The sequence below is a fragment of the Aquamicrobium sp. NLF2-7 genome, assembly GCF_022359935.1.
In the GTDB taxonomy this organism is placed as follows: Bacteria; Pseudomonadota; Alphaproteobacteria; order Rhizobiales; family Rhizobiaceae; genus Mesorhizobium; species Mesorhizobium lusatiense.
This window is the reverse complement of record NZ_JAKSED010000001.1, coordinates 2,674,094-2,700,912: the sequence shown is the minus strand read 5'-3', so window position 1 is coordinate 2,700,912 and position 26,819 is coordinate 2,674,094. Positions and strand designations below refer to the sequence as shown.

Below are 26,819 nucleotides of genomic sequence, written 5' to 3'. Positions count from 1 at the left end.
TCAGATAATTATTGCAGCGCCACTATTGTCTGACTAAAGTCAGGCAATGGACAATACCCACATCGCCAAGATCCGCAGCTTCAACCGCTCCGTTACGCGCCGCGTCGGTGTGCTGGAGGAAAGCTATCACAGCCGCGGCCGGCCGCTCAGCGAGGCGCGGCTGCTGTTCGAGATCGGTTCGACCGGGGCCGCCCTTGGCGACCTGCGCCAGCGGCTTGGTCTCGATTCAGGTTATCTCAGCCGCATGCTGCGCTCTCTGGAAACGCAGGAGCTCGTTTCCGTCGGCGCACAGGAGGGTGATGCCCGCGCGCGCTTCGTCACCCTGACCGGCAGGGGCCGCGAGGAACTTCGCGCCTATGACGCCCTGTCGGACAAGCAGGCTCTGGCTCTGCTGGAGCCGCTTTCGCTGGCAGCACGCGAGCGACTCATCGCCGCCATGGCCGAGACCGAGCGCCTTCTCGCCGCCGCCTCCGTTGAAATCGCGGAAGAAGACCCCGACAGCGCCGATGCAAGGCATTGCCTCGATCTCTACGTCGCTGAGGTCGCATCGCGCTTTCAGGACGGCTTCGACACGAGCAGCGGCAGCACGGCCAGCAGCGAGGAATTCATCCGCCCGCGCGGCGCTTTCCTGCTCGCCCGTCTGGACGGCAGCCCGCTCGGCTGCGGCGCGGTGCGCCTGCTCGATAAGGAGACGGCTGAGATCAAGCGCATGTGGGTTTCACCGCAGGCGCGGGGCATGGGGCTTGCCATGCGCCTGCTGCGGCAGCTTGAAGCCATTGCCCGCGACCTCGGCGCGCGCACGGTCTGCCTCGACACCAACCGTGTACTGGCGGAAGCGCAATCGCTCTATGAGCGCGAGGGATATGTGGAAGTCGCGCGCTTCAACGACAATCCCTATGCAGACCGCTGGTATTCAAAGCAGCTCTGAACCGCCGCGTGCTCAGGCATCGGCGTCCTGCGTGGCACGGAATTCGTTGGCCGGATAAACGCCCAGAATGCGCACTTCCTTCGAGAAGAAGCGCAGTTCTTCCAGCGCGTTTTTCAGGCTGCGGTCGTCCGGGTGGCCTTCCACATCGGCATAGAACTGCGTCGCGGTGAAAGCGCCGATCTGGTAGCTCTCCAGCTTGGTCATGTTGACGCCGTTGGTGGCGAAACCACCCATGGCCTTGTAGAGCGCGGCCGGAACGTTGCGCACCCGGAAGACGAAGGTGGTGACCATCGGCACATCGTCGCGGCGTTCCGCCCATTGCTTCGTCTTCGACAGAACAACGAAGCGGGTGATGTTGTTCTCGGTATCCTCGACATTTTCCTGAATGATGTCGAGGCCGTAGAGATCGGATGCCAGGCGCGGCGCGAGGGCTGCCATGGTGCGATCCCTGACGTCCGACACGAGTTTTGCAGCGCCGGCCGTGTCACCGGCCACGACAGGCTTCCAGCCGTTCTTGCGGATGAACTTGCGGCACTGGCCAAGCGCGTGGATGTGGCTGTGGACGGTTTTGATCTCGGAGCGCTGGACGCCCGGCAACACCATGAGCTGGAAATGGATCGGCAGAAAATACTCGCCGACGATATGCAGCCTGGATTCCGGCAACAGGTAATGGATGTCCGCCACCCGCCCGGCGATGGTGTTCTCGATCGGGATCATGGCGAGATCGGCCTTGCCCGTTTCCACCGCGTTGAACGCATCCTCAAAGGTGGGGCACGGCAACGGCTCCATGGTGGGATAGACGTTGCGGCAGGCCGTATCGGAATTGGCGCCCGGCTCGCCCTGGAAAGCGATCTTGTTGGTCTTTTCTGGCATTTTGGGCCCTGTCAGCTGGAAAGAATGGTTCTGGCGCGTTCCAGATCGGCGGGCGTGTCGACGCCCAGCGGAACGGAATTCACGATCTCGACGTCGATGCGCATGCCGGCTTCGAGCGCGCGCAACTGCTCAAGCTTCTCGCGCCCTTCAAGACAGGACGGCCCCAGCGCCACGAAGCGCTCAAGGGCTGCGCGGCGATAGGCGTAAAGCCCGACATGATGATAGAGCGGCCCTTCACCCCACGGCGCGGTGGCGCGGGTAAAATAAAGCGCGCGCATGCGCGTGGCCGACAACGGCGAGCCTACGATCTTGACGACGGCGGGATTGGTTTTCTCCTCCTCGCGCACGATCTCGACGCCAAGCGTGGCGATATCGACCGCCGGATCCTCGAACGGACGCAGCGCCGCAGAAACGATGGCCGGATCGAGCGTCGGCAGGTCACCCTGAATGTTCACCACCGTTTCCACCTGCCCATGCGGGTCCAGCGCTGTCAGCGCCTCGAAGATGCGGTCGGAACCAGACTCGTGATCGGCCCTCGTCATCACAGCCTCGAAGCCGTGCGCGGCCACGGAATCCGCGATTTCGACAGTGTCGGTCGCCACCACCACGCGACCGAGACCGGTCTGTGCTGCGCGGCGCGCCACATGCACGATCATAGGCAAGCCGGCTATATCGGCCAGCGGCTTGCCGGGCAACCGGGCCGAGGCCATGCGGGCGGGGATGAGGACGAGTGTGGTCATGAGGCTGAAACTGCGCGAAAGAGCTGGTGAAAAGTGTCAAAAGGTCTCACTGGAAGCGCCCTTATAGGTGTTGCAAGAGCTGAGCAAAAGACCTAGTTTCCGCCCGATTTGTCGCTCCTCGCGCAGGAGCGTGTATTACCGACGGACGGAGGACGGCATGTCCGCCGGAAAAGGGAGCCTGGGGCGTATGGATTCATTTGAAGTCAACAAGATCCTGGGCGGACTGCTCGGCACCGTATTCATCATCTTCTCTGTCGGCATCGCTTCCAACTCGCTCTTTTCCACACATGCACCGGAAAAGCCCGGCTTCATCATTGAGGCGGCCGAAGGCGATGCCGGTGGTGCCGCCGCCGGTGGCGCTGCCGAAGCGACCCCGATCGCCGACCTGCTCGCCAAGGCTGACGCGAAAGCCGGCGAAGCCGTGTTCAAGAAGTGCGCTGCCTGCCATTCGATCGAAAAGGGCGGCCCCAACAAGGTCGGCCCGGACCTGTGGTCCATCGTCGATCGCCCGGTCGCCTCGCATGAGGGCTTCTCCTATTCCGGCGCCATGAAGGAATTCGCCGGCGGCGGCTCCGAGAAATGGACCTTCGACAACCTCAACCACTTCCTGACCTCGCCCAAGGGCTTCGTGAAGGGAACGGCCATGGGCTTCGCCGGCCTGAAGAAGGACGACGAGCGCGCGAACCTCATTGCCTATATGCGTGAGCAGGCCGACAGCCCGGTTCCGCTGCCTGAAGCCGGCGCCGCCGAAGGAACAGCTCCGACTGAGACGGCTCCCGCAGAACAGGCCCCGGCCGAAGCGGCGCCCGCCGAACAGGCTCCGGCTCAGGAAGCCCCCGCCGCAGGTGAGGCAGCGCCAGAAGGTGAGCCGGCCGAACAGCCAGCCGGGCAGCCAGCCGAATAACGAATTTGTAATCTGAATATCCTTGAAAAAGCCGGGTTCTGCCCGGCTTTTTTGCTACTGTAGGCTGGGCAATGCATTATCGGCACGATGCGATTCCCTCGTCAGGAGAATCCGCTACAGTGCGCGGCTTGTTGTTGTGAAAGGATCGGGATGCGTTTTCACCATATCAGGGCTCCGCTGACGGCCATGCTGTTTTCCGGGGTTGCCGCAACCCTGCTGGTTTTCGGCACCGGCCTCGCAGAGGCGCAGGAATGGCACACCTCCTCCTCGCTGGTCGGCGGCTCCAAATATGGCGAGAACTTCGAGCGCTATGACTATGTGAATCCCGACGCGCCCAAGGGCGGCACGCTGAACACCACCGTTATCGGCACGTTCGACAGCTTCAACCCCTATATCGTGCAGGGCACGCCGGCGTCGGGGCTGGCCGAGTTCGGCGGCGGACTGCTCTACGACACGCTGATGGAGCAGGCGACCGACGAAGGCAGCGTCAGCCATCCGCTTGTCGCCGAAGCCTACAAATATCCGGACGATTTTTCCTCCGCGACCTTCAGGCTCGATCCCGATGCGCGCTGGCATGACGGCCAGCCGATCACCGTCGACGACGTGATCTGGTCATTCGGGGTGCTGAAAGCCAACAGTCCCATGTACAATCGCTATTACGAGAACGTCACCGAGGCGGTGAAGATATCGGATCGCGAGGTCGAATTCCGCTTCGACCAGAAGGGCAATCGCGAACTGCCCAAGATCATGGGCGATCTCGTGGTGTTGCCGAAGCACTGGTGGGAAGGCGCCGACGCCAAAGGCAAGAAGCGCGACATCACCCGCCCGACGCTGGAAGCCCCGCTCGGCTCCGCCGCCTACCGCATCAAAAGCTTCAAGCCCGGACAGGAGATCATCTGGGAGCGCGTGCCGGACTACTGGGGCGCGAAGCTGCCTGTGAAGATCGGACGCGAGAATTTCGACCAGCGCCGCTACCGCTATTTCCTCGACAACAATGCCGCATGGCAGGCCTTCACCAAGGGCGGTTTCAAGGACATCCATTCCGAAAACAGCGCACGACGCTGGATGACCGCCTATGATTTTCCCGCCGTCAAGGCTGGCGACGTGATCAAGAAGGAATTCGTGTCCAACGCCCGCGCCAACATGCAGGGCTTTGTCCTGAACACGCGCCGGCCCTTGTTCCAGGATCGGCGCGTGCGTCAGGCGCTGTCCTACGCCTTCGATTTCGACACGATGAACCGCACCCAGTCCTTTGGGCTGAACACACGCATCACCAGCTATTTCATGGGCGGCGATTTTGCCTCCCGGGGCCTTCCGGAAGGCAAGGAGCTGGAGATCCTCGAACAGTACCGCGACAAGCTGCCGCCGGAAGTGTTCACGACGGAATTCTCTCTGCCGCGTTTCGACAATCCGCAGGCCGAGCGCAAGATCCTGCGCGACGCGGTGGCGCTGTTCAAGGAAGCGGGCTGGGAAATCCGCAACGGGCGGATGGTCAATGCCGAAACCGGCCAGCCTTTCAGCTTTGAAATCCTCGATTTCAGCCAGGATTCCGGCCCCACAATCAGCCCGTTCATCGAAATGCTGCGCAAGATCGGCGTGACCGTCACCCACCGCATCGTCGATACCAGCCAGTTCGTGAACCGGGTGAACGATTTCGACTACGACGTGATCACGCAGGTGCTACAGCAGTCCGATTCGCCCGGCAACGAACAGCGCGACTACTGGAGCACTCGCGCTGCCGGCACGCCCGGCTCGCGCAACTATTCCGGCATCAAGGACCCGGTGATCGACGCGCTTGTCGACCGGGTGATATTCGCCACCGACCGCGACGACCTGATCGCCGCCACCCGGGCGCTCGACCGTGTCCTCTTGTGGAACTACTATGTCGTGCCGCAGTTCACCCGTCCGAACCTGTGGGTCGCCTACTGGAACAAGTTCGGCATGCCGGACAAGCAGCCCGAATATATCGGGGCCGACGTCGAGTCCTGGTGGATCGACCCCGAAAAGGAAAAGGCGCTGGCGGCCAAGTACCAGAGCGCACAGTGATGAGCGCCTTTTCACGTCGCGATTTCCTCATGCTGGGGAGTGCTGCGGCCGCATGGCCGCTGCTCCCCCTCCCGGCCTTCGCCACCGCGCCGACAGGCGTGAAGCTTCACGGCCTCTCGGCCTTCGGCGAGCTGAAATATCCGCCCGGCTTTGCCCATTTCGACTATGTGAACGCAGACGCGCCCAAGGGCGGCACCTTCAATTTTCCGCCGCCCAACTGGGCCTTCAACCAGAACCCGCTCACCTTCAACACGCTGAATTCCTTCACGCTGCGCGGCGATGCGCCGCCGCGCATGGAGTTCTGCTTCGATACGCTGATGGCCCGCGCACTGGACGAGCCGGATGCGCTCTACGGGCTGCTGGCCGCAAGCGTCACCATCTCGCAGGACCGCAACAGCTTCGACTTCCACCTTCGCAGCGAAGCGCGCTGGCATGACGGCACGCCGCTGACGGCCGAGGATGTCGCCTTCACGTTGCTCCTCTACAAGGACAAGGGGCATCCGCAACTGGCGCTGCCGCTTGTCGAACTTGCCACCGCAGAAGCGCTCGATCCGCAGACGGTGCGGCTGACCTTTACGGGCAGGCAGCCGCCGCAGACCATTCTCACAGCCGCCGAAATGCCGGTCCTGTCGAAGGCCTACTATACGCAAAACGAGTTCGACGCCGGGCGCATGACGCCGCCGCCGGGCTCCGGGCCCTACAAGGTCGGCCGGGTCGCCGCCGGACAGTTCATCGAATATGAGCGGGTGGCCGATTACTGGGGCCGCGACCTGCCGGTCAACCGGGGCCTGTACAATTTCGACCGCCTGCGCATCGACTTCTACCGCGACCGCAATGCCGCCTTCGAGGCCTTCAAGAAGGGTGACACCAATTACCGCGAGGAATTCGTCGCCCGCACCTGGGTCTCGGAATACAATTTCCCCGCCATTTCCGACGGACGCGTTCTGAAACGTGAGTTCGACGGGGAGAAATGGCCCGAAATGCAATCCGTGGCGCTCAACCAGCGCCGTCCCCAGTTCCGCGACGTGCGGGTGCGGCGCGCCATCGGGCTGTGTTTCGATTTCGAGTGGACGCGCCGCACGCTTTTTTCCGGCGCCTATGAGCGCTCGCAGTCCAATTTCGAGAAATCCGAGTTCAGGGCGGAAGGCCTCCCCTCTCCCGATGAACTGGCGTTGCTGGAGCCACTGCGCAAGGACCTTCCGCCGGAGGCATTCGCGGAACCTGCCATCCAGCCCGTTTCCAACGGATCGGGACGCGACCGGAAACTGCTCGGGGAGGCCATGAAACTCCTTGGCGAAGCCGGATGGCGTCGCGACGGCGCCTTTGTCGTCAACGATAAGGGCGAGCGCCTGAAGACGGAAATACTGGCCGACGACGATGGGCTTGCCCGCATTTTCCTGCCGTGGGCTGAAAACATGAAAGCGGTTGGCATCGACGCATCGGTGCGCGTGATCGATTCCGCGCAATATCAGGCGCGCCAGAACGATTTCGATTTCGACATGATCCTGATGCGTATCTCGGTCGGCGCAACACCCGCCCATGCAGCACTTGAAGCGCTCTACCATTCCCGTGCCGCGGGGCGGCCCGGCACCCGTAACTATCCCGGAACGGAGAGCAGCGCCGTCGATGCGCTTGTCGACGCGGCAGGGCGCGCTGAAACCCGCGAAGAGCTGGTTACGGCGTTGCGCGCGCTCGACCGGGTCTTGCGCGCAAGGCTCGACTGGATTCCAACATACTATGTGGCGAATCACCGGGTCGCGTATTGGGACATGTTCGGATTTCCCGAAACCAAGCCCGACTACGGCTTTCCGGTCGAGACGCTATGGTGGTTCGAACCTGAGAAGGCTGCGAAGATTGGCAAGGGCTGACGTGAGAAGAAAAGGGAGCAGCGCCTGATGGGTGCCTATATCCTGCGCCGCCTGCTGCTGATGATCCCGACCCTTTTCGGCATCATGGCGATTTCCTTCGTCGTCATCCAGTTCGCGCCCGGCGGCCCGGTGGAGCAGGTGATTGCCCGCCTCACCGGTCAGGGGGGCGATTCCAGCGACCGCCTCGGTTCCGGCGGCGGTGGCGACATGGGCATGGCCGGCGGCTTCGAGGCCGGGGGCGGCAACATCTCCAGCAAATATCGCGGCGCGCAGGGCCTCGATCCCGAATTCATCGCCAAGCTTGAAAAGCAGTTCGGCTTCGACAAGCCCCCGCTGGAACGCTTTGGCCTGATGCTGTGGAACTATGCCCGCTTCGACTTCGGGGACAGCTATTTCCGCGACATATCGGTGGTCGACCTGATCCTCGAGAAAATGCCGGTGTCGATCTCGCTGGGCTTATGGATCACGCTGATCTCCTACATGATCTCGATCCCGCTCGGCATCCGCAAGGCAGTGAAGGACGGCTCGGCCTTCGACACATGGACGAGCGCCATCGTCATCGTCGGCTATGCGATTCCCGGTTTCCTGTTTGCCATCCTTTTGATGATCCTCTTCGCCGGCGGCTCGTTCTGGGACTTGTTCCCGCTGCGGGGTCTCACCTCCAACAACTGGTCGCAGATGTCGTGGCCGGACCGCATCATCGATTATTTCTGGCACCTGACCCTGCCGCTGACGGCGATGGTGCTGTCGGCCTTCGCCACCAACACGCTGCTGACGAAGAACTCCTTCCTTGACGAGATCCGCAAGCAATATGTGGTGACGGCGCGCGCCAAGGGCCTTTCCGAGCACCGGGTGCTCTACGGACACGTCTTCCGAAACGCCATGCTGATCGTCATCGCCGGCTTTCCCGGAGCGTTCATCTCGGCCTTCTTCACCGGCTCGCTGCTGATCGAGAACATCTTCTCGCTCGACGGGCTGGGCCTCCTCGGCTTCAAGTCGGTGGTCGACCGCGACTATCCGGTGGTGTTCGCCAACCTCTATATCTTCTCGCTGATCGGCCTGTTCGTCAGCCTCATCTCCGATCTCACCTACACCTGGATCGACCCCCGCATCGATTTCGACCGGAGGGATGTGTGATGGTCGAGGCCACCATGAAGACGGGTGCTGAAGGCGTCGCTCCCCAGCCTGTCACGCCAAGACGGCGCAGGCCGTTTCTGTCACCGCTCAACCAGCGGCGCTGGGCGAACTTCAAGGCCAACCGTCGCGGCTACTGGTCGTTGTGGATTTTCCTTTTCCTGTTCGTCGCCTCGTTGTTTTCCGAGTTCATCGCCAACGACAAGCCGATCATCGCCTCCTACAAGGGCGAAATTCTCTTCCCCGTCCTCGTCGCCTATCCGGAAGAGAAATTCGGCGGCTTCTATGCCGTCACCGATTATCGCGATCCGGTGATCCGCGACGAGATCGAGGCCAATGGCTGGATGATCTGGCCGCCGATCCGCTATTCCTACCGCACCGTCAACAATGCGGTGCCGCAGGCAGCCCCCGCCAAGCCCTCGTGGAGCTACGATGTCGCCACGCGCTGCGCCCAGTATCCGCAGGGCGCTGCTGATCCCGACTGCATCGTCGGCAACTGGAACTGGCTCGGCACCGACGATCAGGCCCGCGATGTCATGGCGCGCGTCATCTACGGTTTTCGCGTCTCCGTGCTGTTCGGGCTGACGCTGACACTGGGCTCGGCCATCGTCGGTGTCTCCGCCGGCGCGATCCAGGGTTATTTCGGCGGCTGGGTCGACCTGCTGTTCCAGCGCTTCATCGAAATCTGGTCGGCCATTCCGGTGCTCTACCTGCTGCTGATCGTGGCGGCGGTGCTGCCGCCCGGCTTCTTCATCCTGCTTGGCCTCATGCTGTTGTTTTCATGGGTGGCGTTCGTCGGCGTGGTGCGGGCGGAGTTCCTGCGGGCGCGCAACTTCGAATATGTGAACGCGGCGCGCGCGCTCGGCGTCTCCAACCGAACCATCATGTTCCGCCACCTTTTGCCCAACGCCATGGTGGCGACGCTGACCTTCCTGCCCTTCATCCTCAACGGCTCGATCTCGACGCTGACCTCGCTCGACTTCCTCGGCTTCGGCCTGCCACCGGGCTCGGCCTCGCTGGGTGAAATGCTCAAGCAGGGCCAGCGCTATCTCAACGCGCCATGGCTCGGCATCACGGGCTTCATCACCCTTTCGATCATGCTCTCGCTGCTGATCTTCATCGGCGAAGCCACGCGCGACGCTTTCGACCCGAGGAAGACGTTCAGGTGAACACGCCCCTCCTTTCCGTTCGCGATCTCTCGGTCGCCTTTTCGCAGGGCGGCAAGACCTCGCTCGCCGTCGATCACGTGTCGTTCGACATCGGCAAGGGCGAGACGCTGGCTCTGGTCGGCGAATCCGGCTCGGGCAAATCGGTCTCGGCGCTGTCGGTGCTGAAACTTCTGCCCTACCCGCCGGCCAGCCATCCCTCGGGCGAAATCCTGTTCGGCGGCAAGGATCTGATGCGGCTTGGCGAGAACGAGTTGCGCAAGGTGCGCGGCAACAAGATCACCATGATCTTCCAGGAGCCGATGACCTCGCTCAACCCGTTGCACACCATCGAGCAGCAGATCGTCGAGGTGCTGAAGCTGCATCGCGGCATGAGCGACGCGCAGGCCCGCAAACGCACGCTGGACCTGCTCAACGAAGTGGGCATCCGCGAGCCGGAAAAGCGTCTCGACGCCTATCCCCACCAGCTTTCAGGCGGGCAGCGTCAGCGCGTCATGATCGCCATGGCGCTCGCCAACGAACCGGAACTGCTGATCGCGGACGAGCCGACGACCGCGCTCGACGTGACCGTTCAGGCCCAGATCCTGCTGCTGCTCGACACCCTGAAGAAGAACAACGGCATGTCGATGCTGTTCATCACCCACGATCTCGGCATCGTGCGCAAGATCGCCGACCGGGTCTGCGTGATGACAAAAGGAAAGGTGGTCGAGACCGGGCCGACGAAGGAAATCTTTGCCAATCCGCAGCACGAATACACGCGTCATCTTCTGGCGGCTGAGCCCCGGGGCAAGCCGCCGGCCGCCGACCCCGCCGCCAGACCCGTGATGCACGGCGAGGACGTGAAGGTCTGGTTCCCGATCAAGCAGGGTTTTTTCCGTAAGACCGTGGACCATGTGAAGGCCGTGGACGGCATCGACGTTACTGTGCGCGAGGGGCAAACGCTGGGCATCGTCGGTGAATCCGGTTCCGGCAAGACCACGCTCGGCCTTGCCCTGGCGCGCATGATCTCTTCCACCGGCAAGATCCGTTTTGACGGGCGCGACATCGACGCGCTGTCGTTCAACGAGATGCGGCCGCTGCGGCGCGAATTGCAGATCGTGTTCCAGGACCCTTACGGGTCGCTCAGCCCGCGCATGTCGGTGTCGGAGATCATCGAGGAAGGGCTGAAGATCCACGAACCGAAGCTCTCGCCCGACGAGCGCGACGACCGTGTGGTCGACGTGCTCAGAGAAGTCGGCCTCGATCCGGAAACGCGCTTCCGCTACCCGCACGAATTTTCCGGTGGCCAGCGCCAGCGCATCGCCATTGCCCGCGCCATGGTGCTCAAGCCGCGCTTCGTCATGCTGGACGAGCCGACCTCGGCGCTGGACATGAGCGTGCAGGCGCAGGTGGTGGACCTGCTGCGCGACCTGCAGGCAAAGCACAACCTCGCCTATCTGTTCATCAGCCATGACCTGAAGGTGGTGCGCGCGCTCGCCAACGAGGTGATCGTCATGCGCAATGGTAAGGTGGTGGAAGCAGGCCCCTCGACCCAGATTTTCGAGGCACCGCAGACCGATTACACGAAGGCGCTGATCTCGGCCGCCTTCCGCATCGAGACGGCTCCGGAGGGCGTCGTTTCGGAATAGGGGCGAGGAGGATATTTTGAGCACATCAGGTACGGGCCGCGTTCTGCTTGCGGTCAACGCGTTCCATCCCCAGCGCTGGCACGATCTGGTGGCTGCGGAGCGCGACGTCGTTCTGGAGCGCGAACCCGGCACCGATCCGTCCATCACCTATGCTGTCGTGTGGAAGCAGAAACCGAACCTGCTTGTCGGGCTGCCGAACCTCAAGGTCATCTTCTCGGTCGGCGCGGGCGTCGACCACATCATGGAAGATTCCACCATCCCCACCGATGTGCCGGTGGTGCGCGTGGTTGCGGAAGACCTGACGCAGCACATGGTGGAATATGTCGTGTGGCGCGTGCTCGATCACCATCGTCACGGCCGGCAATACCGGGAGCAGCAGCGCCTGCGCGCCTGGCGTGATGTCGAACAGCGCAATGCCTGCGATGTCTCGGTCGGCATCATGGGCTTTGGCCATCTCGGCCGGGCAGCCGCCAGAGCGCTGATGCCGCTCGGCTTCCGCATCAATGGCTGGTCGCGCTCCGAACGCAGGATGGATGGCGTGGCCAGCTATGCCGGTGATGCCGGGCTCGTGCCGTTCCTCAACGCCACGGACATTCTGCTGGTTCTTTTGCCATTCACGCAGACCACCAAAGGCATCATCGACTACAAGCTTCTGAAGGAACTGCGCCGGCGCAACGCGCTGGGAGGCGCGGTGCTCATCAATGCGGGGCGTGGCCGGCTGCAGAAGGAAGCCGACATCCTGCGCGCGCTGGACGATGGAACGCTGAAGGAAGCGAGCCTCGACGTGTTCGAGATCGAGCCGCTGCCGAAGACGAGCCCGCTGTGGAGCCACCCGAAAGTGTTCGTCACGCCGCATGCGGCGGCCACATCCGATCCCGTGCATCTGGTGCCGGTGATGCTTGCGCAGATGGCCGCCTATGAGCGGGACGGGACGCTGGAAAATCTGGTGGACCGCGAAGCCGGCTACTGAGGCAGGACCGGCGCGGGCTCCACGCATTTGCGGCGCGTCAGCGACCTGTTCATGGCGTCGATCTCGCCGCGCGCGGCCTCGGCCTTGCGGCGGCGTTCGGAGCGCACATCCGGCGTCAGTGGCCCGATGCCGTAGGGCTGGCGCACGAAGACGGGTCTGGCGTCCAGCGGCAATCCGTACTGGGCGGCGAGCGCATCGCGATGCATGAACAGCGTGTCGCACGGCACGCTGTCATAAGGCAGCGCCGACGCCACCACCTCATCCTGCCGTTCCACGATGGAGTTGCCGCATCCCGCCACGATGAGGCACGCACCCATGATGCAGGTGCGGGCAATGCCCTTTCGGATTGTCGAGACCGCGCCGTTCAAAACCGCCTCCGGAACGTGATACCTGGCTGACATATGGCAGGACTTTGACGAAGTGTAGGCCATCGGCGTGAAACAGTGCCCACAAGCACAGGATAATGCCAAAAAAGCTGTGTCCGGTTTCGGCTGCGATGCTATAGGCACCTCAAATGTTTCCCGGGTCATCCGCACCCGGCTCAACCCTACAGGCAGGAGTGCAGGCATGAGCGCAAGAACCCTGATCGCACCGTCGGTTCTGTCGTCGGATTTCTCGAAACTTGGCGACGAGGTCGAGGCGATCGTCGAAGCGGGCGCGGACTGGGTGCATCTGGATGTGATGGACGGCCACTTCGTGCCCAACATCACCTTCGGCGCGCCGATCATCAAGGCGATCCGCAATCGCACCGACGCCTATTTCGACGCCCATCTGATGATCGCGCCGGTCGATCCCTATCTGGCCGCCTTCGCGGAGGCCGGTTGCGATGGCATCACCGTTCATGCAGAGGCCGGCCCGCATCTCGACCGGTCGCTGCAGACCATCCGCAACCTCGGCAAGAAGGCCGGCGTCTCGCTCAACCCGGGCACACCGGAAAGCGTCATCGAATATGTGCTCGACCGGCTCGACCTTGTGCTTCTGATGACCGTGAACCCCGGCTTCGGCGGGCAGGCCTTCATTCCCTCGGTGGTCGAGAAGGTGAAGCGCGTCAGGGCGATGATCGGCAACCGCCCCATCGACATTCAGATCGATGGCGGCGTGACGCCTGAAACGGCTCCGCTGGTCGCGGCCGCAGGCGCGAATGTGCTGGTGGCGGGTGCGGCCGTATTCAAGGGCGGCACGGTGGAGTCCTACCGCACCAACATCGAGGCGATCCGCACGGCGGCGGACGCTGCGCGCGGCTAAAGCAATTCCGGCAACAGTGCGGAGAGGTTCTGCGTTTGGAACTGCATCATAAAATGAGGTTGGAGTGTTTCTGCTATTCGGAGAAACATTCCAGATCGCGGGCGCGCCTCAGGCCCTGAATTCACGCACGCCATCGATCCACACGGAAGCGACCTCAAGGTTTTCCGTGAGGGCGACGATGTTGGCGCGCATGCCCTTCGTCAGTCCTCCAAGGCGCTGCGACTGGCCGACCGCCTCAGCCGGATAGCTTGATGCCATGCGCAGCGCTTCGTCCAGTTCGAAGCCGAGCGTGTGATGGACGAAGCGCACCGCCGAAATCATGTCCAGATCGGCCCCGGCAAGCGTTCCGTCGCTCAGCCGCAGACTGCCTTCGCGACGATAGATGGTGCGGTCGTTCAGCGTGAAGGAAGACATGTGCGTGCCGATGGTCGCCATGGCATCGGTCACGAGGAAGATCTTCCCCGGTCCACGCTTGGCGCGCAGCGCGATCGCCATGGTCGCCGGATCGACATGGATGCCATCGGCGATCAGCCCGGCAAACAATGTGCCGGTGTCGATTGCCGTACCCGCCAGCCCCGGCTCGCGGCTGCCGAGCGGGCTCATCGCGTTGAAGAGATGCGTCACCATCGAGGCACCCGCATTCGCATAGGTGCTGGCCGTGGCATGGGTGGTGTCGGAATGGCCGAGGCTGACGATGACGCCCGCTTTCGCCAGCGCCCCGACCTGCGCAGTGCTGACCGATTCCGGCGCGACCGTCGTCAGCAGCACCGGCACGATGCCGGCCGCCGCCACCAGCGCCTTCAGGTCGGCCTCATCCATCTTGCGGATCAATACGGGATCATGCGCGCCCTTGCGTTTCAGCGACAGGTGCGGCCCTTCCAGATGCAGGCCGAGGAAACCCGGCACCTGCTTTTCCGCAGCCTGGCGTCCGGCTTCGATGGCGGCGGCGGTGATTTCAGGCGTGTCGGTGATCAGGGTCGGCAGCAGAGCCGTGGTGCCGAACGGCACATGGGCCGCGCAGATGGTTTCGATGGAAGCAAGATCGGGATGATCGTTGAGCATCACCCCGCCGCCGCCATTGACCTGCAGGTCGATGAAGCCCGGTGCCAGCATGGCACCGCCGGCCTGCACCCGCTTCAGATCGGCAGGCAGGCTTTCCGGCGGAAGGATCGCCTCGATCTCGCCATAGGCCACGACGAGGCAGGCATCGTCATGCCAGACCTGGCCATCGAATATTCTGGCCCCGCAGAGGGCGAAGCGCTCGCTCATACCGTTTCCGTCACCTTGCGCAGATTGCGCGGCATGTCCGGGTTCAGCCCCCTGTGGCGCGCAAAAGCCTCGACAAATGCATAGAAGGACACGACCAGCGGCAGCGCATCGGTGAGCGGATGGCCAGTGGCAACGAAGGGCAGATACGCCGCCTGCGTTGCAAGCGCGCTGGTCGCGAAAACCGCACCCTGCCGGGCCACAAGCGCATCTGCGGAAGCGGCAACGGAGGGCTCGGCGGCATCCCGTGCCGCCAGCGCGACCACGGGAAAGCCGCCGCCGACCAGCGCCATCGGGCCATGCATCACCTCGGCTGCACTGTAGGCTTCGGCATGAATGCCACAGGTTTCCTTGAATTTGAGCGCAGCCTCGCTGGCGATCGCGCTCGAAGGCCCACGGCCGAGCACGAAGAGCGAGCCGCGCCCCTCCAGCGCGTCGGTCAGCGCACTCCAGTCGCAGTCGATGGCCTTTTGCAGTTGCTCCGGCAGCGCCTTCAGGGCGGACAGCAATTTCTCATCTTCTGCAGCATGGGCAAGCAGACCGAGACCGGCGACGATGGAGTTGACGAACGTCTTGGTGGCGGCGACGCTGAGTTCGGGGCCGGCCATGATATCCACGGCATGATCGCTGTCGCGCGCCAGCGGCGAATCGGCCGTATTGGTCAGGGCGATGGTCAGCGCTCCCTGCGCACGGGCGCTTTGCGCCAATGCAACGATGTCGGGGCTCTTTCCAGATTGCGAGACCGCGATGCACGCGGCCCCTTTCAGCCGCAGCTTCGCGCCATAGATCGACGCTACAGAGGGTCCGACGGGGGCGAATGGCAGGCCCAGTTCCAGTTCGCTGACATATTTGAGATAGGTCGCCGCATGGCTGGACGATCCACGTGCGACCGTGATGGCAAAGGCCGGATCACGGCGGCGCAAATCCTTGCCCGCCTGCTCCAGAACTGCGCCCGAGCGGTCGAGCAACCGGGCAACCGCCTGCGGAATCTCTTCCACTTCGCGGCGCATATGGGTCTGTGTCGTCGTCATGCAGGAACTCCATTGTCGTCTGCGGGGGCACTCAGACGCAACTCGGCCACGAAATCATAAGCATCCCCCCTGTAGATCGACCGTGTGAACTCCACCACGCGGCCGCTGGCAAGATAGGAAATGCGTTCTATGCGCAATCCGGCCGATCCGGTGGGCACTTCCAGCAATTCCGCGTCGGAACCGGAAAGATTGGCCGCCGAAATCCGCTGAACCGCACGCACCGGACGGTGTCCGGTTTCCGCCAGCGCAGCGTAGAGCGAGGCACCGATTCGCTCCGGGTCCGGCAGGATCGCCGCCGACATGCAGGCGCGCTCTATGGCGAGCGGCGTGCCATCGGCGATGCGCAGGCGCGACATGCGCACGACCAGTTCCCTGGCCGCCAGGCCGAGCACCATCATCTCGTCCGGCGAGGGCGTGAATACCCCCCGGTCCAGCCATTGCGAACGCACGGTCTTGCCGCGCCGGGCCATGTCCTCGGTAAAGGAGGTCAGCCTTGAAAGAGACTGTTCGACCCGCTCCACCCGGGGCGCGACGAAGGTTCCCGAGCCATGGCGTTGAACCAGCACCCCGCTGCGAACCAGATCGCTGACCGCCTTGCGCACCGTCACCCGCGAGATGTCCGCCTGCAGGGCGATATCGCGCTCGGACGGCAGGGCATCGCCCGGCCCGAGCACGCCGCTGTCGACGGCTTCTTCTATGGCGCGGCGCAGGCGCAGATAGAGCGGCTGGCCGGACGGTGCGCCCTTCACATCCGCGAACAGATGATCGGCCACTTCAGCCATTCACCGCCTCCACGGAGGTGCCGAACCGGCGTGCGGCCATACGGACCGCGCCCAGCAGCGCATCGCCGCGTGGTTCGCGCAGCAGCGGCTGGTAGCGTGCGGCAAGCAGCGGCGCATAAAGGCCGGCAAGCCCGCCGAGCAGGCACAGCACATCGCCTTCGTGCAGGTCCAGCGCGCCAAGCGCGCCTTCCACATCGGCGACGGCCTTGCTGACGATGGAGCGCGCCACCACGTCGCCCTCGGCCGCATACTCAAAGACCTTGGGCGCGAACCCGCCATAGTCGCCGGGCTTTGCCCCCACGGTGAACTCAACCAGATCCTCGGGATTGTCACGAAAGACCGCCATGATCTCGCGCGTCAGCGCAGAGGCTTCGCATATGCCGTCATAGGCAAGCAGCGTCTGCTCCAGAAGGTCGCGGCCAACGCGCGCGCCGGATGCCTGATCGCCGACCTGAAAGCCCCAGCCGCCGACGGGACGCGAGACGCCACCCCGGCGCACCCGGTAGGCGCTGCCGGTGCCAAGCACGGCGATGGCGCCATCGCCGGAACCCACCGCGCCTTCCAATGCGATCTCGGCGTCGCTTTCGACCCGGCTTTCGCGAAACGGCAATATGGCCTGCAACTGCTGGCGATAGGTGCCGACATTGGCGCCCGCCAGCCCCAGCACGGCGGGCGTGCGGACCAGCAATTCGGGGTCCTGCCCGGCCTCGACGAAAGCGCGGCGCGCGGCCTCCACGATATGGGTACGAGCATTGGTGAGGTCGGTGCGGATATTGGCGGCACCTGAGCTGGCGCGGGCCAGAACCCGCCCGTCAGGCGCGGCAAGGGCTGCCCTGCAACTGGTTCCACCGCCATCTATGCCAAGCACGAAATCCATTCGGCCATCCTCCAAAATTACAATACCACTTAAATACCAATATCCAAGCGTTAATTTTTACAAGATGGACGCTCTGCGGAAGTCATTGATAATTTGCTGAAAATACGAGCGTTTTCAATATATCTTACCGCACGCCGCCTGAAATCGTTAATCAATGTGGACAAGTGGTATTTTTTTGGTATCTTTTTGGCAGGAACAAAAGGGAGGGAAAGCAGCATGGGGCCATCGCTTCCCATGACATATGCGCCGGATCGACCACTGGCCGACCGGATTTGCACACCTTTTCCTTACCTATCGAATATTTGCCAAGCTCCGGCGTGGAGGCCTGTCGCGGCAGGTGCCGTTCATGCCGGCGCAATCTGAAAAGAATCAGGGATCAACAGGGAGACGAGCATGAAAACGAAACTTCTTACGGCAGTGCTGCTTGGATCGAGCGTTCTGTGCTCGGCAGCAGCCTTCGCACAGGATGGCACGCTGACCATCGAAAGCTGGCGCAACGACGACCTCGCCATCTGGCAGGAAAAGCTGATCCCGGCCTTCCAGGCCAAGCATCCCGACATCAAGGTCGTCTTCTCCCCCTCGGCTCCGACCGAGTACAATGCCGCCCTCAATGCCAAGCTGGATGCGGGTTCGGCCGGCGACCTCATCACCTGCCGCCCGTTCGACGCCTCGCTCGACCTGTTCAAGAGCGGCAAGCTCGCCGACCTGACCGAGCTTTCGGGCATGGAGAACTTCTCCGACGTCGCCAAATCCGCATGGACGACCGATGACGGCAAGCAGACCTTCTGCGTTCCGATGGCCTCGGTGATCCACGGCTTCATCTACAACAAGGACGCCTTCAAGGAACTCGGCATCGAACCGCCTGCGACCGAGGAAGAGTTCTTCGCAGTACTCGACAAGATCAAGGAGGATGGCACCTATATTCCGCTCGCCATGGGTACCAAGGACCTGTGGGAAGCCGCCACCATGGGCTACCAGAACATCGGGCCTACTTACTGGCATGGCGAGGAAGGCCGTCTGGCGCTGCTGAAAGGCGAGCAGAAGCTGACCGATCCGCAGTGGGTGGAGCCCTTCGCCACGCTGGCGAAGTGGAAGCCCTATCTCGGCGACGGCTTCGAGGCCCAGACGTATCCCGACAGCCAGAACCTGTTCACGCTCGGCCGCGCCGCCATCTTCCCGGCCGGCTCGTGGGAAATCTCGGTGTTCAACACGCAGGTCGATTTCGAGATGGGCGCATTCCCGCCGCCGGTGAAGGCTGCCGGCGACACCTGCTACATCTCCGACCACACCGATATCGGCATCGGCCTGAACGCTGCTTCCAAGAATCCGGAAGCCGCGAAGACCTTCCTCACCTGGGTGGCGTCGCCTGAATTCGCCGAGATCTACGCCAACGCCCTGCCCGGCTTCTTCAGCCTGAACTCGACCCCGGTGAAGATGGAAGACCCGCTGGCGCAGGAATTCGTGTCGTGGCGCGACAAGTGCAAGTCGACCATCCGCTCGACCTACCAGATCCTGTCGCGCGGCACGCCCAACCTTGAAAACGAGACATGGGTTGAATCGGCCAATGTGATCAACGGCACGGTTACGCCTGAAGAGGCGGCCAAGAAGCTGCAGACCGGCCTCGACAGCTGGTACAAGCCGGCCGAATAAACAGGAAGCAACCCCTCCCCGGTTTCCCGGGGAGGGTATCCTGCGCGATCCATTCCACTCTCACGCATGTCCCGCCAGCCAGAACCTTCGGCCCCATGGCGCCGAAGGGCGCAAAGGGACTATGCTGATAAAGCCTTCGACCACGGACCCCGCCCATGACGGCCAGTGACGCGAAACCGAAAAAGCCCTTCCGCTGGCACATCATCGTGTTCCTGGCGCCGGCGGTGCTGGTCTACACCGCGATCATGATCGTGCCGCTGTTCGGCACATTGCAGTTTTCGCTGTTTCGCAATGTCGCCGGCGACCAGACCTTCGTCGGGCTCGGCAATTTCCGCACCCTGTTCGGCGACCCCAACTGGTCGAAGGGCTTCTGGAACGCGCTCGGCAACAATGTGTGGTTCTTCATCATCCACATGCTGGTGCAGAACCCGATCGGCATCATGCTGGCGGCCCTGCTCTCCAGCCCGAAACTCCGGTTCTCTTCCTTCTACCGGACCGCCATCTTCATCCCCACGATCCTGTCCTTCGTGATCGTCGGCTTCGCGTGGAAGCTGATCCTGTCGCCGATATGGGGCGTGGCCCCCGATCTTCTCGGTCTGGTCGGCCTGAAAAGCCTGTTCACGCCATGGCTCGGCAAGGAAGAACATGCGCTTACCGCGCTCAGCCTGATCTCGGTGTGGCAGTTCGTCGGCATTCCGATGATGCTGATCTATGCCGCGCTTCTGTCCATTCCCGACGAGGTGATCGAGGCGGCCGAGTGCGACGGCGTCACCGGCATGTCGCAGTTCTGGAAGATCAAGCTGCCGCTGATCCTGCCGGCGATCGGCATCATCTCGGTGCTGACCTTCGTCGCCAATTTCAACGCCTTTGACCTGATCTATTCGGCGCAAGGGGCGCTTGCCGGACCCAATTACTCGACTGACATTCTGGGCACCTATCTCTATCGCGCCTTCTTCGGCTTCCAGCTTCAGGTCGGCGACCGCAACATGGGCGCGGCCATCGCCACCATGATGTTCCTCATCATTCTGGCTGGCGTATGCCTCTATCTGTTCCTCATCCAGACGCGGCTGCGCCGCTACAAGTTCTGAGGAGGCCACGATGAGCCGCGCCACCACCTCCCTGCCCCGCTCGGTCGCCGCCCACGCGATCCTGATCGCCTATACGGTGATCGCGCTGTTTCCGGTCTTCGTCATCCTCATCAACTCCTTCAAGGCGCGCAAGGCGATCTTCGGTTCGCCGCTCACTCCGCCGACGCCGGAAACCTTCGATCTGGTCGGCTACCGCATGGTGCTGACGCAGGGCGATTTCTTCCTCTATTTCCAGAACAGCTTTGTCGTCACCGTGGCCTCGCTGTTCTTCGTGCTGCTGTTCGGGGCCATGGCGGCCTTCGCGCTGTCGGAATACCGCTTCCGCGGCAACCGGCTGATGGGGCTCTATCTGGCGCTCGGCATCATGATTCCGATCCGCCTCGGCACCGTCGCCATCTTGCAGATGATGGTGGCATCCGGGCTGGTCAACACGCTGACGGCGCTGATCCTCGTCTACACCGCGCAGGGCCTGCCGCTGGCAATTTTCATTCTCACCGAATTCATGAGTGGTGTTTCCGATGATCTCAAGAATGCCGGACGCATCGACGGGCTTTCGGAGTACCGCATCTTCTTTCGACTGGTGCTGCCGCTGGTGCGGCCGGCCATGGCGACGGTCGCCGTGTTCACCATGATCCCGATCTGGAACGACCTGTGGTTCCCGCTGATCCTCGCCCCCTCCGAGGCGACCAAGACGGTCACGCTCGGCGCCCAGATGTTCATCGGCCAGTATGTCACCAACTGGAATGCGGTGCTGGCCGCGCTTTCGCTGGCGATCCTGCCGGTGCTCGTCCTCTACCTCATCTTCTCGCGGCAACTGATCCGCGGCATCACTTCCGGAGCAGTCAAGTGAGTGAGACCAGACCCGTTCGCGTCGTCGTCGCCGGGCTCGGCAATATGGGCCGCAGCCACGCGCTGGCTTACGCCACCAATCCGGGCTTCGAGATCGCGGCGCTCGTCAACCGCTCCGATGTCGAGCTGCCGGCTCCGTTGACCGGCCATGCGATCCGCCGCTCCTTCAGCAAAGCACTGGCCGAGGAAAAGCCCGAGCTTGCCTGCATCGCGACCTATTCGGACAGCCATGCCGATTATGCGGTCGAGGCCATTGAGGCGGGCTGCCATGTGTTCGTGGAAAAGCCGCTGGCAACGACCGTGGCGGACGCGCAGCGGGTGGTGGATGCGGCAAGGGCCAATGGCCGCAAGCTGGTGATCGGCTATATATTGCGCCATCATCCCTCGTGGATGCGGCTGATCGCGGAAGCGCGGGGGCTTGGCGGCCCTTACGTGTTTCGCATGAACCTCAACCAGCAGTCGTCCGGCGCGACATGGGAAACGCACAGGCAGCTGATGAAAACCACGTCGCCGATCGTCGATTGCGGCGTGCATTATCTCGACGTCATGTGCCAGATCACCGACGCGAAGCCGGTCGAGGTGCGGGGCATGGGCGTGCGCCTTTCCGATGAGATCGACGCCGGCATGTACAACTACGGCCATCTTCAGGTGCTGTTCGAGGACGGCTCGGTCGGCTGGTACGAGGCAGGCTGGGGGCCGATGATTTCCGAGACCGCCTTCTTCGTGAAGGACGTGATCTCGCCCAACGGCTGCGTCTCGATCGTCATGGCCGAAGGCGCGAAATCGGACGACATCGACACCCACACCAAAACCTCGACCATCCGCCTGCACAGCGCCGCCACGGCCGAGGACGGGCGCTTCGCAGAGCAGGACCAGTTGCTGTCCATGCAGGGCGAACCCGGCCATCAGGATCTGTGCGACCTCGAACAGGCTTTCGTGCTGAAGGCGATCCGCGAGGACATCGATCTTACCCGCCACATGGACGATGCGGTCAAATCGCTGGCCGTCTGCCTCGCCGCCGACGAGAGCGTGCGCACCGGCAAACCGGTTCGCCTGTGAGCGGGATCGCGACATTCAACAAGGACGACACATGGGTTCGCTGAACATTGAAAACGTGAAAAAGTCCTTCGGGCAGGTCGACGTGCTGAAAGGCATCGACCTCGAAGTGGCGGACGGCGAATTCGTCGTCTTCGTCGGTCCCTCGGGCTGCGGCAAGTCCACGTTGCTCAGGGTCATCGCCGGACTGGAGGACGCCACCTCGGGCCGCGTCGTCATCGACGGCAAGGATGTGACCGCGACACCGCCGGCCAAACGCGGCATCGCCATGGTGTTCCAGACCTATGCGCTCTATCCCCATCTGACGGTGAAGAACAATATGGGGCTCGGCCTGAAACAGGCCGGCACGCCGGCCGCCGAGATCGAAAAGCGCGTGGCGGAAGCCTCCGCCATGCTGTCGCTCGAACCCTACCTTCAGCGCCGGCCGGCCGAACTGTCGGGCGGCCAGCGCCAGCGCGTCGCCATCGGCCGCGCCGTGGTGCGCGAACCCAGCCTGTTCCTGTTCGACGAGCCGCTCTCCAATCTGGATGCGGCGTTGCGCGTCAACACGCGGCTGGAAATCGCCCAGCTTCACCGCCGCCTCAAGGCGACCATGATCTACGTCACCCACGATCAGGTCGAGGCCATGACGCTGGCCGATCGCATCGTGGTGCTGAATGGCGGCCGCATCGAGCAGATCGGCGCGCCGATGGAGCTGTACAACGCACCCGCCAACGAGTTCGTCGCCGGCTTCATCGGCTCGCCGAAGATGAACTTCGTCGAGGGGGAACGGCTGGGCGAAAGCGTGAAGACGATCGGCGTGCGGCCCGAGCACATCAGCGTCGATCCGGAAAAGGGTGACTGGAAAGGCACCGTCATCCATGCCGAGCATCTGGGTGCCGACACCAATCTCTATCTCGATTGCGAGAAGGCGGGGCTGATCACGGTGCGCCTGTTCGGCGTCTACAATGCCGAGCCGGGCGCCACGCTCTATGCCACGCCTGACCCGGCCGGTACCTATCGCTTCGGGCAGGACGGCAAGCGCATATAGGGAGGCCTTGTGCGGCCAGCGTTCCCATCAAAATGAAAAGCCCCGGCGCTCGAGCACCGGGGCTTTCAATGGAATTCCCGAAAAAACCTGTCAGCCGACGAAGGCGCGTTCGACCACGAAATCGGCCGGGCTGTTCAGCGAGCCCTCGACGAAGCCGCGTGCCTCGACCAGTTCCTTGACGTCGCGCAGCATGTGCATCGATCCGCAGATCATGACGCGGTCGGTTTCGCGGTTCAGCGGCTCAATGCCGAGATCGCTGTAGAACTTGCCGCTCTCGATGAGTGCGGTGATGCGCCCCATCACCGGCGTTTCCTCGCGCGTCGTGGAATTGTAGAGCGTGACGCGGCCGGCGGCGAACTCGCCGATCAGCGGATCGTCCTGCAGGGACGCCACCAGTTCCTGACCGTAAGTGAGCTCGGCGCGGTCGCGGCAGGTGTGGGTGATGAACACATGCTCGAACCGCTCATAGGTATCGGGATCGCGCAGCAGGCTGGCAAAGGGAGCGATGCCTGTGCCGGTGGAAATCATGAACAGCCTTTTGGCCGGGGTAAGGGCGTCGAGCACCAGCGTGCCGGTCGCCTTCTGGCGCAGCAGGATGGTGTCGCCCGGCTGAATCTTCTGCAGGTGCTGGGTCAGCGGGCCGTCCTGCACCTTGATGGAAAAGAATTCGAGCTCCTCGTCCCAGGCGGGGCTTGCGACGGAATAGGCGCGGAACACCGGCTTCTCGGCATTCGGAAGGCCGATCATGACGAACTCGCCGGAGCGAAAGCGCAGCGATTGCGGGCGGGTCACGCGAAAGGCAAAAAGCTTGTCGGTATAGTGTTTCACCGACACCACGGTCTCGGCGTAGACATTGGCCGGAATGGGGAACTGGACCGGCTTTGCGTCAGCCGAATTCAACGTGGGAACCGTATTCATCAAGACAACTTTCCGCAAAAATGCAGCGCATCAGATCATGCGCGACCGGTCTGTCGGGGTCCAGCGCGCCCAGGCGCAGTACTGTTCGGGTAAGCCCGTATGCCTGCAAACTAGATATATAGGGGTGAGTTTTGCGTCAAGCAGCGGCGGCAAAAGGTCTTTTCAATCCGGAACGCATCGGCAGCATGAACGTTGCGGGTTTCGACGACTTTGGCGAAACTTCACGTCCGGGCGCGAAAGCTGAGGATTATTGCGGGAAAAAACATCTCTTTCGTTAACGCAGCCGGTACGTAGTGCCGGTCGTCCCGAAAGCTTCCGATAACGCTGTTGCCTCGAAAGGCCTGCCTTCCTATAGAAGGTTGAGCCTGCTCCATACGGAGATCAGGGCATCAGAGACAAGGGTCTGCCGAAGACACGATTGTGTCGCCGCGACGCGAAATCTGTTGCAACGCGCCGGACGAACAGGAAAGGAACCCGATGGCTGACCAGTTGGCAACCGAGATCATCGGCAAAATCAAGGAACATGCCGAGCCGGGCGACGAGGAAATCACGGTCACGACCGAACTGACCTCGCTCGGAATTCATTCGCTTGAGCTGACCGAGATCATCTTCGATCTTGAGGAACAGTATGGCATCGAGATCGAGATGAATACGGTTGACGCCTGGAGCAACCTGAAGAATGTCGGCGATATGATCGAGGCTGTCCGCGCCCTGATTGCCAAGAAGAACTGATCAGGAGCTTCATGCGCAAGCGCGTCGTCATCACCGGCATGGGTGGTCTCTGCGGCCTCGGCACCAGTGCCGCGGAGATCTGGAACGAAATGCGGGCCGGCCGTTCGGCCATCGGACCCATTTCCAATCCCGCACTTCACGACACCAGGGTTGCCAGCGGCTGCGAAATCAGAACGCTGCCCGACCATGGCGTGGAGCGCAAGCAACTGGTGGCCATGGACCGCTTCAGCCTGCTTGCGGTGATCGCTGCCCGCGAAGCCGCCCGGAATGCCGGGCTTTCCATCGACGAGACCAACACGCAGCGTATCGGTACCATCGTAGGTGTCGGCGTGTGCGGCTGGGAGGTCATCGAGGAAAACTACCGGGCCATTCTGCTCGAAGGCAAGTCGCGCGCCGGCATCTTCTCCGTGCCCAAGGCCATGCCGGGTGCGCCGGCAGGACATGTCTCCATGAGCCTCGGGCTTCGGGGGCCAGTCTTCGGCGTCACCTCCGCCTGCGCCTCGTCCAACCACGCCATCGCCTCGGCGGTGGACCAGATCAGGCTCGGCCGCGCCGACGTCATGCTGGCCGGGGGCACGGATGCACCGATGGTGTGGGGCATCCTGAAGGGCTGGGAAGCGCTTCGCGTTCTCTCGCCCGATACCTGCCGCCCGTTCTCGGCCGACCGGCAAGGACTGGTGCTCGGCGAAGGCGCGGGAATGGTCGTTCTCGAAAGCTATGACCACGCCGTGGCGCGCGGCGCCGACATTCTGGCCGAGGTGGCGGGTTCCGGCTTCTCCGGCGACGCGTCCGACATCGTGGCGCCCACCATCGAAGGGCCGGAACGCGCCATGCGCGCCTGCCTTGCCGATGCAGGTCTCAACCCGGAAGAGATCGACTATCTCAACGCCCACGGGACCGGCACCAAAGCCAACGATCAGATCGAGACGGCCGCGATCAAGCGCGTGTTCGGCGACCACGCCTACAAGCTTTCCGTATCCTCCACCAAGTCCATGCATGCGCACTGCCTCGGCGCGTCGGGCGCGCTGGAGCTGATCGCCTGTGTCATGGCGATCCGCGAAGGCATCGTGCCGCCAACGGCGAATTACCGCGAACCCGATCCCGACTGCGATCTGGACATCACGCCCAACACGGCACGCGAGCGCAAGGTTCGCGCTACAATCTCCAACGCCTTCGCCTTCGGCGGCACAAATGCCGTTCTGGCGCTCAAAGCAGTGTGATTTGTCATTGATCGGGACTGCGGCCGATAACATGCCGCACGTCCCGCATCCGCCATTCCGGCACCACCTCACGCAGGAGTTCTTCCATGGCCGATCTCTCCGCCTTTCCCGTCACCGCGCGATGGCCCGCTCAGCATCCTGACCGGATTCAGCTCTACTCCGCCCCGACGCCCAACGGCGTGAAGGTCTCGATCGCTCTTGAAGAACTCGGCCTGCCCTATGAGGCGCACTACATCGACATCGGAAAGGACGAGACGTGGGGGCCGGAGTTCCTCTCGCTCAATCCGAACGGCAAGATACCCTCAATCATCGACCCGAAGGGGCCGGACGGCGCGCCGCTGGCGCTGTTCGAATCCGGCGCGATCCTGCTCTATCTCGCTGAAAAGACCGGCAAGCTCCTGCCAGCCGACGCGGCGCGCCGCTACGAGACCATCCAGTGGGTGTTCTTTCAGATGGCGGCGATCGGGCCGATGTTCGGCCAGCTCGGCTTCTTCCACAAATTCGCCGGGCGCGAGATTGCCGACAAGCGCCCGCTGGAGCGCTACCGCGCCGAATCGCGCCGGCTGGTCGGCGTGCTCGACGGGCGCCTCAAGGGCCGCAAATGGATCATGGACAATGACTACACCATTGCCGACATTTCCATGCTTGGCTGGGTGCGCAACCTGATCGGCTTTTATGAAGCACGCGAACTGGTTGGTTTCGACGATTTCCCGGCTGTGGCCGAATGGCTGGAACGCGGGCTGGCCCGCCCGGCCGTGCAGGCCGGACTGGAAATTCCCACACGCGGCTAGAACATTTTGCAGCCATGGAACCATCTG

At 62.9% G+C, this 26,819-nt stretch carries 26 protein-coding genes; 18 read left to right on the top strand and 8 right to left on the bottom strand.

Translation table 11 applies throughout. The annotated features are described in order from the left end of the window. Positions 1-46: 46 nt before the first annotated feature. Positions 47-928 carry a helix-turn-helix domain-containing GNAT family N-acetyltransferase gene (locus MIC97_RS13265; protein ID WP_239800414.1) on the top strand — a complete coding sequence of 294 codons (882 nt, stop codon included), beginning with the start codon at positions 47-49 and terminating at the stop codon, positions 926-928. Positions 929-940: 12 nt separating this feature from the next. On the opposite strand, the gene MIC97_RS13260 is transcribed toward MIC97_RS13265, so the two are convergent. Beyond that, entirely contained in the window at positions 941-1,801 is an 861-nt protein-coding gene (locus tag MIC97_RS13260; protein WP_183826915.1) for a prephenate dehydratase, read from the bottom strand. Positions 1,802-1,812: 11 nt separating this feature from the next. Then, on the bottom strand, positions 1,813-2,541 hold the full coding sequence (locus MIC97_RS13255; RefSeq protein ID WP_239800413.1) for a 3-deoxy-manno-octulosonate cytidylyltransferase: 729 nt from the start codon (positions 2,539-2,541) through the stop codon (positions 1,813-1,815). Positions 2,542-2,728: 187 nt separating this feature from the next. On the opposite strand from MIC97_RS13255, the gene MIC97_RS13250 reads away from it, so the two are divergent. From MIC97_RS13250 to MIC97_RS13220, 7 genes are all read left to right on the top strand, one after another. Continuing rightward, a complete protein-coding gene (locus MIC97_RS13250) occupies positions 2,729-3,445 on the top strand; it encodes a cytochrome c family protein (RefSeq protein ID WP_239800412.1) in 717 nt (238 codons plus the stop codon). 150 nt (positions 3,446-3,595) lie between these two features. Beyond that, positions 3,596-5,491, top strand: a complete 1,896-nt coding sequence (locus tag MIC97_RS13245; protein ID WP_239800411.1) for an extracellular solute-binding protein — start codon at positions 3,596-3,598, stop codon at positions 5,489-5,491. Continuing rightward, entirely contained in the window at positions 5,491-7,359 is a 1,869-nt protein-coding gene (locus tag MIC97_RS13240; RefSeq protein WP_239800410.1) for an ABC transporter substrate-binding protein, read from the top strand. The genes MIC97_RS13245 and MIC97_RS13240 overlap by 1 nt, the downstream gene beginning before the upstream one ends. A 27-nt stretch (positions 7,360-7,386) precedes the next feature. After that, the gene (locus MIC97_RS13235; RefSeq protein ID WP_239800409.1) at positions 7,387-8,496 is read left to right on the top strand and encodes a microcin C ABC transporter permease YejB; all 1,110 of its coding nucleotides are present in this window, start codon (positions 7,387-7,389) and stop codon (positions 8,494-8,496) included. Beyond that, entirely contained in the window at positions 8,496-9,662 is a 1,167-nt protein-coding gene (locus MIC97_RS13230; RefSeq protein ID WP_239800408.1) for an ABC transporter permease, read from the top strand. The genes MIC97_RS13235 and MIC97_RS13230 overlap by 1 nt, the downstream gene beginning before the upstream one ends. Next, the gene (locus tag MIC97_RS13225) at positions 9,659-11,287 is read left to right on the top strand and encodes an ABC transporter ATP-binding protein (RefSeq protein WP_239800407.1); all 1,629 of its coding nucleotides are present in this window, start codon (positions 9,659-9,661) and stop codon (positions 11,285-11,287) included. The genes MIC97_RS13230 and MIC97_RS13225 overlap by 4 nt, the downstream gene beginning before the upstream one ends. Before the next feature lie 16 nt (positions 11,288-11,303). Beyond that, on the top strand, positions 11,304-12,257 hold the full coding sequence (locus MIC97_RS13220) for a glyoxylate/hydroxypyruvate reductase A (protein WP_239800406.1): 954 nt from the start codon (positions 11,304-11,306) through the stop codon (positions 12,255-12,257). Here MIC97_RS13220 and MIC97_RS13215 read toward each other — a convergent pair. Then, complete coding sequence (locus MIC97_RS13215) at positions 12,251-12,625, bottom strand: hypothetical protein (protein WP_239800405.1); 375 nt, start codon at positions 12,623-12,625, stop codon at positions 12,251-12,253. The two genes, MIC97_RS13220 and MIC97_RS13215, sit on opposite strands and share 7 nt — an antisense overlap. 199 nt (positions 12,626-12,824) lie before the next feature. Here MIC97_RS13215 and rpe point away from each other — a divergent pair, with 199 nt between their 5' ends. Next, positions 12,825-13,502: a ribulose-phosphate 3-epimerase gene (gene rpe, locus MIC97_RS13210; RefSeq protein ID WP_239800404.1), complete on the top strand. Its 678-nt coding sequence runs from the start codon at positions 12,825-12,827 to the stop codon at positions 13,500-13,502. A gap of 108 nt (positions 13,503-13,610) precedes the next feature. Here the strand turns inward: rpe and nagA are convergent, their stop codons facing one another. Genes nagA through MIC97_RS13190 form a run of 4 tightly spaced genes read right to left on the bottom strand, consistent with a single transcriptional unit; the run spans position 13,611 to position 17,458 of the window. Beyond that, entirely contained in the window at positions 13,611-14,771 is a 1,161-nt protein-coding gene (gene nagA, locus MIC97_RS13205; RefSeq protein WP_239800403.1) for an N-acetylglucosamine-6-phosphate deacetylase, read from the bottom strand. Continuing rightward, positions 14,768-15,799, bottom strand: a complete 1,032-nt coding sequence (locus MIC97_RS13200; protein ID WP_239800402.1) for an SIS domain-containing protein — start codon at positions 15,797-15,799, stop codon at positions 14,768-14,770. The genes nagA and MIC97_RS13200 overlap by 4 nt, the downstream gene beginning before the upstream one ends. Next, positions 15,796-16,581 (bottom strand): GntR family transcriptional regulator, encoded by a 786-nt coding sequence (locus tag MIC97_RS13195; protein ID WP_239800401.1) that lies wholly within the window; start codon positions 16,579-16,581, stop codon positions 15,796-15,798. The genes MIC97_RS13200 and MIC97_RS13195 overlap by 4 nt, the downstream gene beginning before the upstream one ends. Then, entirely contained in the window at positions 16,574-17,458 is an 885-nt protein-coding gene (locus tag MIC97_RS13190; RefSeq protein WP_239800400.1) for an N-acetylglucosamine kinase, read from the bottom strand. Before MIC97_RS13190 ends, MIC97_RS13195 begins: the two co-directional genes overlap by 8 nt. A gap of 393 nt (positions 17,459-17,851) precedes the next feature. Here MIC97_RS13190 and MIC97_RS13185 point away from each other — a divergent pair, with 393 nt between their 5' ends. From MIC97_RS13185 to MIC97_RS13165, 5 genes are all read left to right on the top strand, one after another. Further along, positions 17,852-19,108 (top strand): ABC transporter substrate-binding protein, encoded by a 1,257-nt coding sequence (locus tag MIC97_RS13185; RefSeq protein WP_239800399.1) that lies wholly within the window; start codon positions 17,852-17,854, stop codon positions 19,106-19,108. A 155-nt stretch (positions 19,109-19,263) separates the two neighbouring features. Continuing rightward, positions 19,264-20,196 carry a sugar ABC transporter permease gene (locus tag MIC97_RS13180; RefSeq protein ID WP_239800398.1) on the top strand — a complete coding sequence of 311 codons (933 nt, stop codon included), beginning with the start codon at positions 19,264-19,266 and terminating at the stop codon, positions 20,194-20,196. Between the two features lie 10 nt (positions 20,197-20,206). Beyond that, positions 20,207-21,046 carry a carbohydrate ABC transporter permease gene (locus MIC97_RS13175; protein ID WP_239800397.1) on the top strand — a complete coding sequence of 280 codons (840 nt, stop codon included), beginning with the start codon at positions 20,207-20,209 and terminating at the stop codon, positions 21,044-21,046. Continuing rightward, positions 21,043-22,104, top strand: coding sequence for a Gfo/Idh/MocA family oxidoreductase (locus MIC97_RS13170; RefSeq protein WP_239800396.1), 1,062 nt, complete (start codon positions 21,043-21,045; stop codon positions 22,102-22,104). Before MIC97_RS13175 ends, MIC97_RS13170 begins: the two co-directional genes overlap by 4 nt. A gap of 31 nt (positions 22,105-22,135) precedes the next feature. Then, positions 22,136-23,131 (top strand): ABC transporter ATP-binding protein, encoded by a 996-nt coding sequence (locus MIC97_RS13165; RefSeq protein WP_239800395.1) that lies wholly within the window; start codon positions 22,136-22,138, stop codon positions 23,129-23,131. A gap of 90 nt (positions 23,132-23,221) precedes the next feature. On the opposite strand, the gene MIC97_RS13160 is transcribed toward MIC97_RS13165, so the two are convergent. Further along, positions 23,222-24,049: a ferredoxin--NADP reductase gene (locus tag MIC97_RS13160; protein ID WP_239800394.1), complete on the bottom strand. Its 828-nt coding sequence runs from the start codon at positions 24,047-24,049 to the stop codon at positions 23,222-23,224. Positions 24,050-24,180: 131 nt separating this feature from the next. Between MIC97_RS13160 and MIC97_RS13155 the strand changes: the two genes are divergently transcribed. The 4 genes from MIC97_RS13155 (at position 24,181) to MIC97_RS13140 (ending at position 26,792) form a co-directional block, all read left to right on the top strand. Beyond that, on the top strand, positions 24,181-24,327 hold the full coding sequence (locus MIC97_RS13155; RefSeq protein ID WP_239800393.1) for a hypothetical protein: 147 nt from the start codon (positions 24,181-24,183) through the stop codon (positions 24,325-24,327). A gap of 199 nt (positions 24,328-24,526) precedes the next feature. After that, the gene (locus MIC97_RS13150; protein WP_183826857.1) at positions 24,527-24,781 is read left to right on the top strand and encodes an acyl carrier protein; all 255 of its coding nucleotides are present in this window, start codon (positions 24,527-24,529) and stop codon (positions 24,779-24,781) included. 11 nt (positions 24,782-24,792) lie between these two features. After that, on the top strand, positions 24,793-26,001 hold the full coding sequence (locus tag MIC97_RS13145; protein WP_239800392.1) for a beta-ketoacyl-[acyl-carrier-protein] synthase family protein: 1,209 nt from the start codon (positions 24,793-24,795) through the stop codon (positions 25,999-26,001). 86 nt (positions 26,002-26,087) lie between these two features. Continuing rightward, positions 26,088-26,792: a glutathione S-transferase N-terminal domain-containing protein gene (locus MIC97_RS13140; protein WP_239800391.1), complete on the top strand. Its 705-nt coding sequence runs from the start codon at positions 26,088-26,090 to the stop codon at positions 26,790-26,792. Positions 26,793-26,819 lie beyond the last annotated feature (27 nt).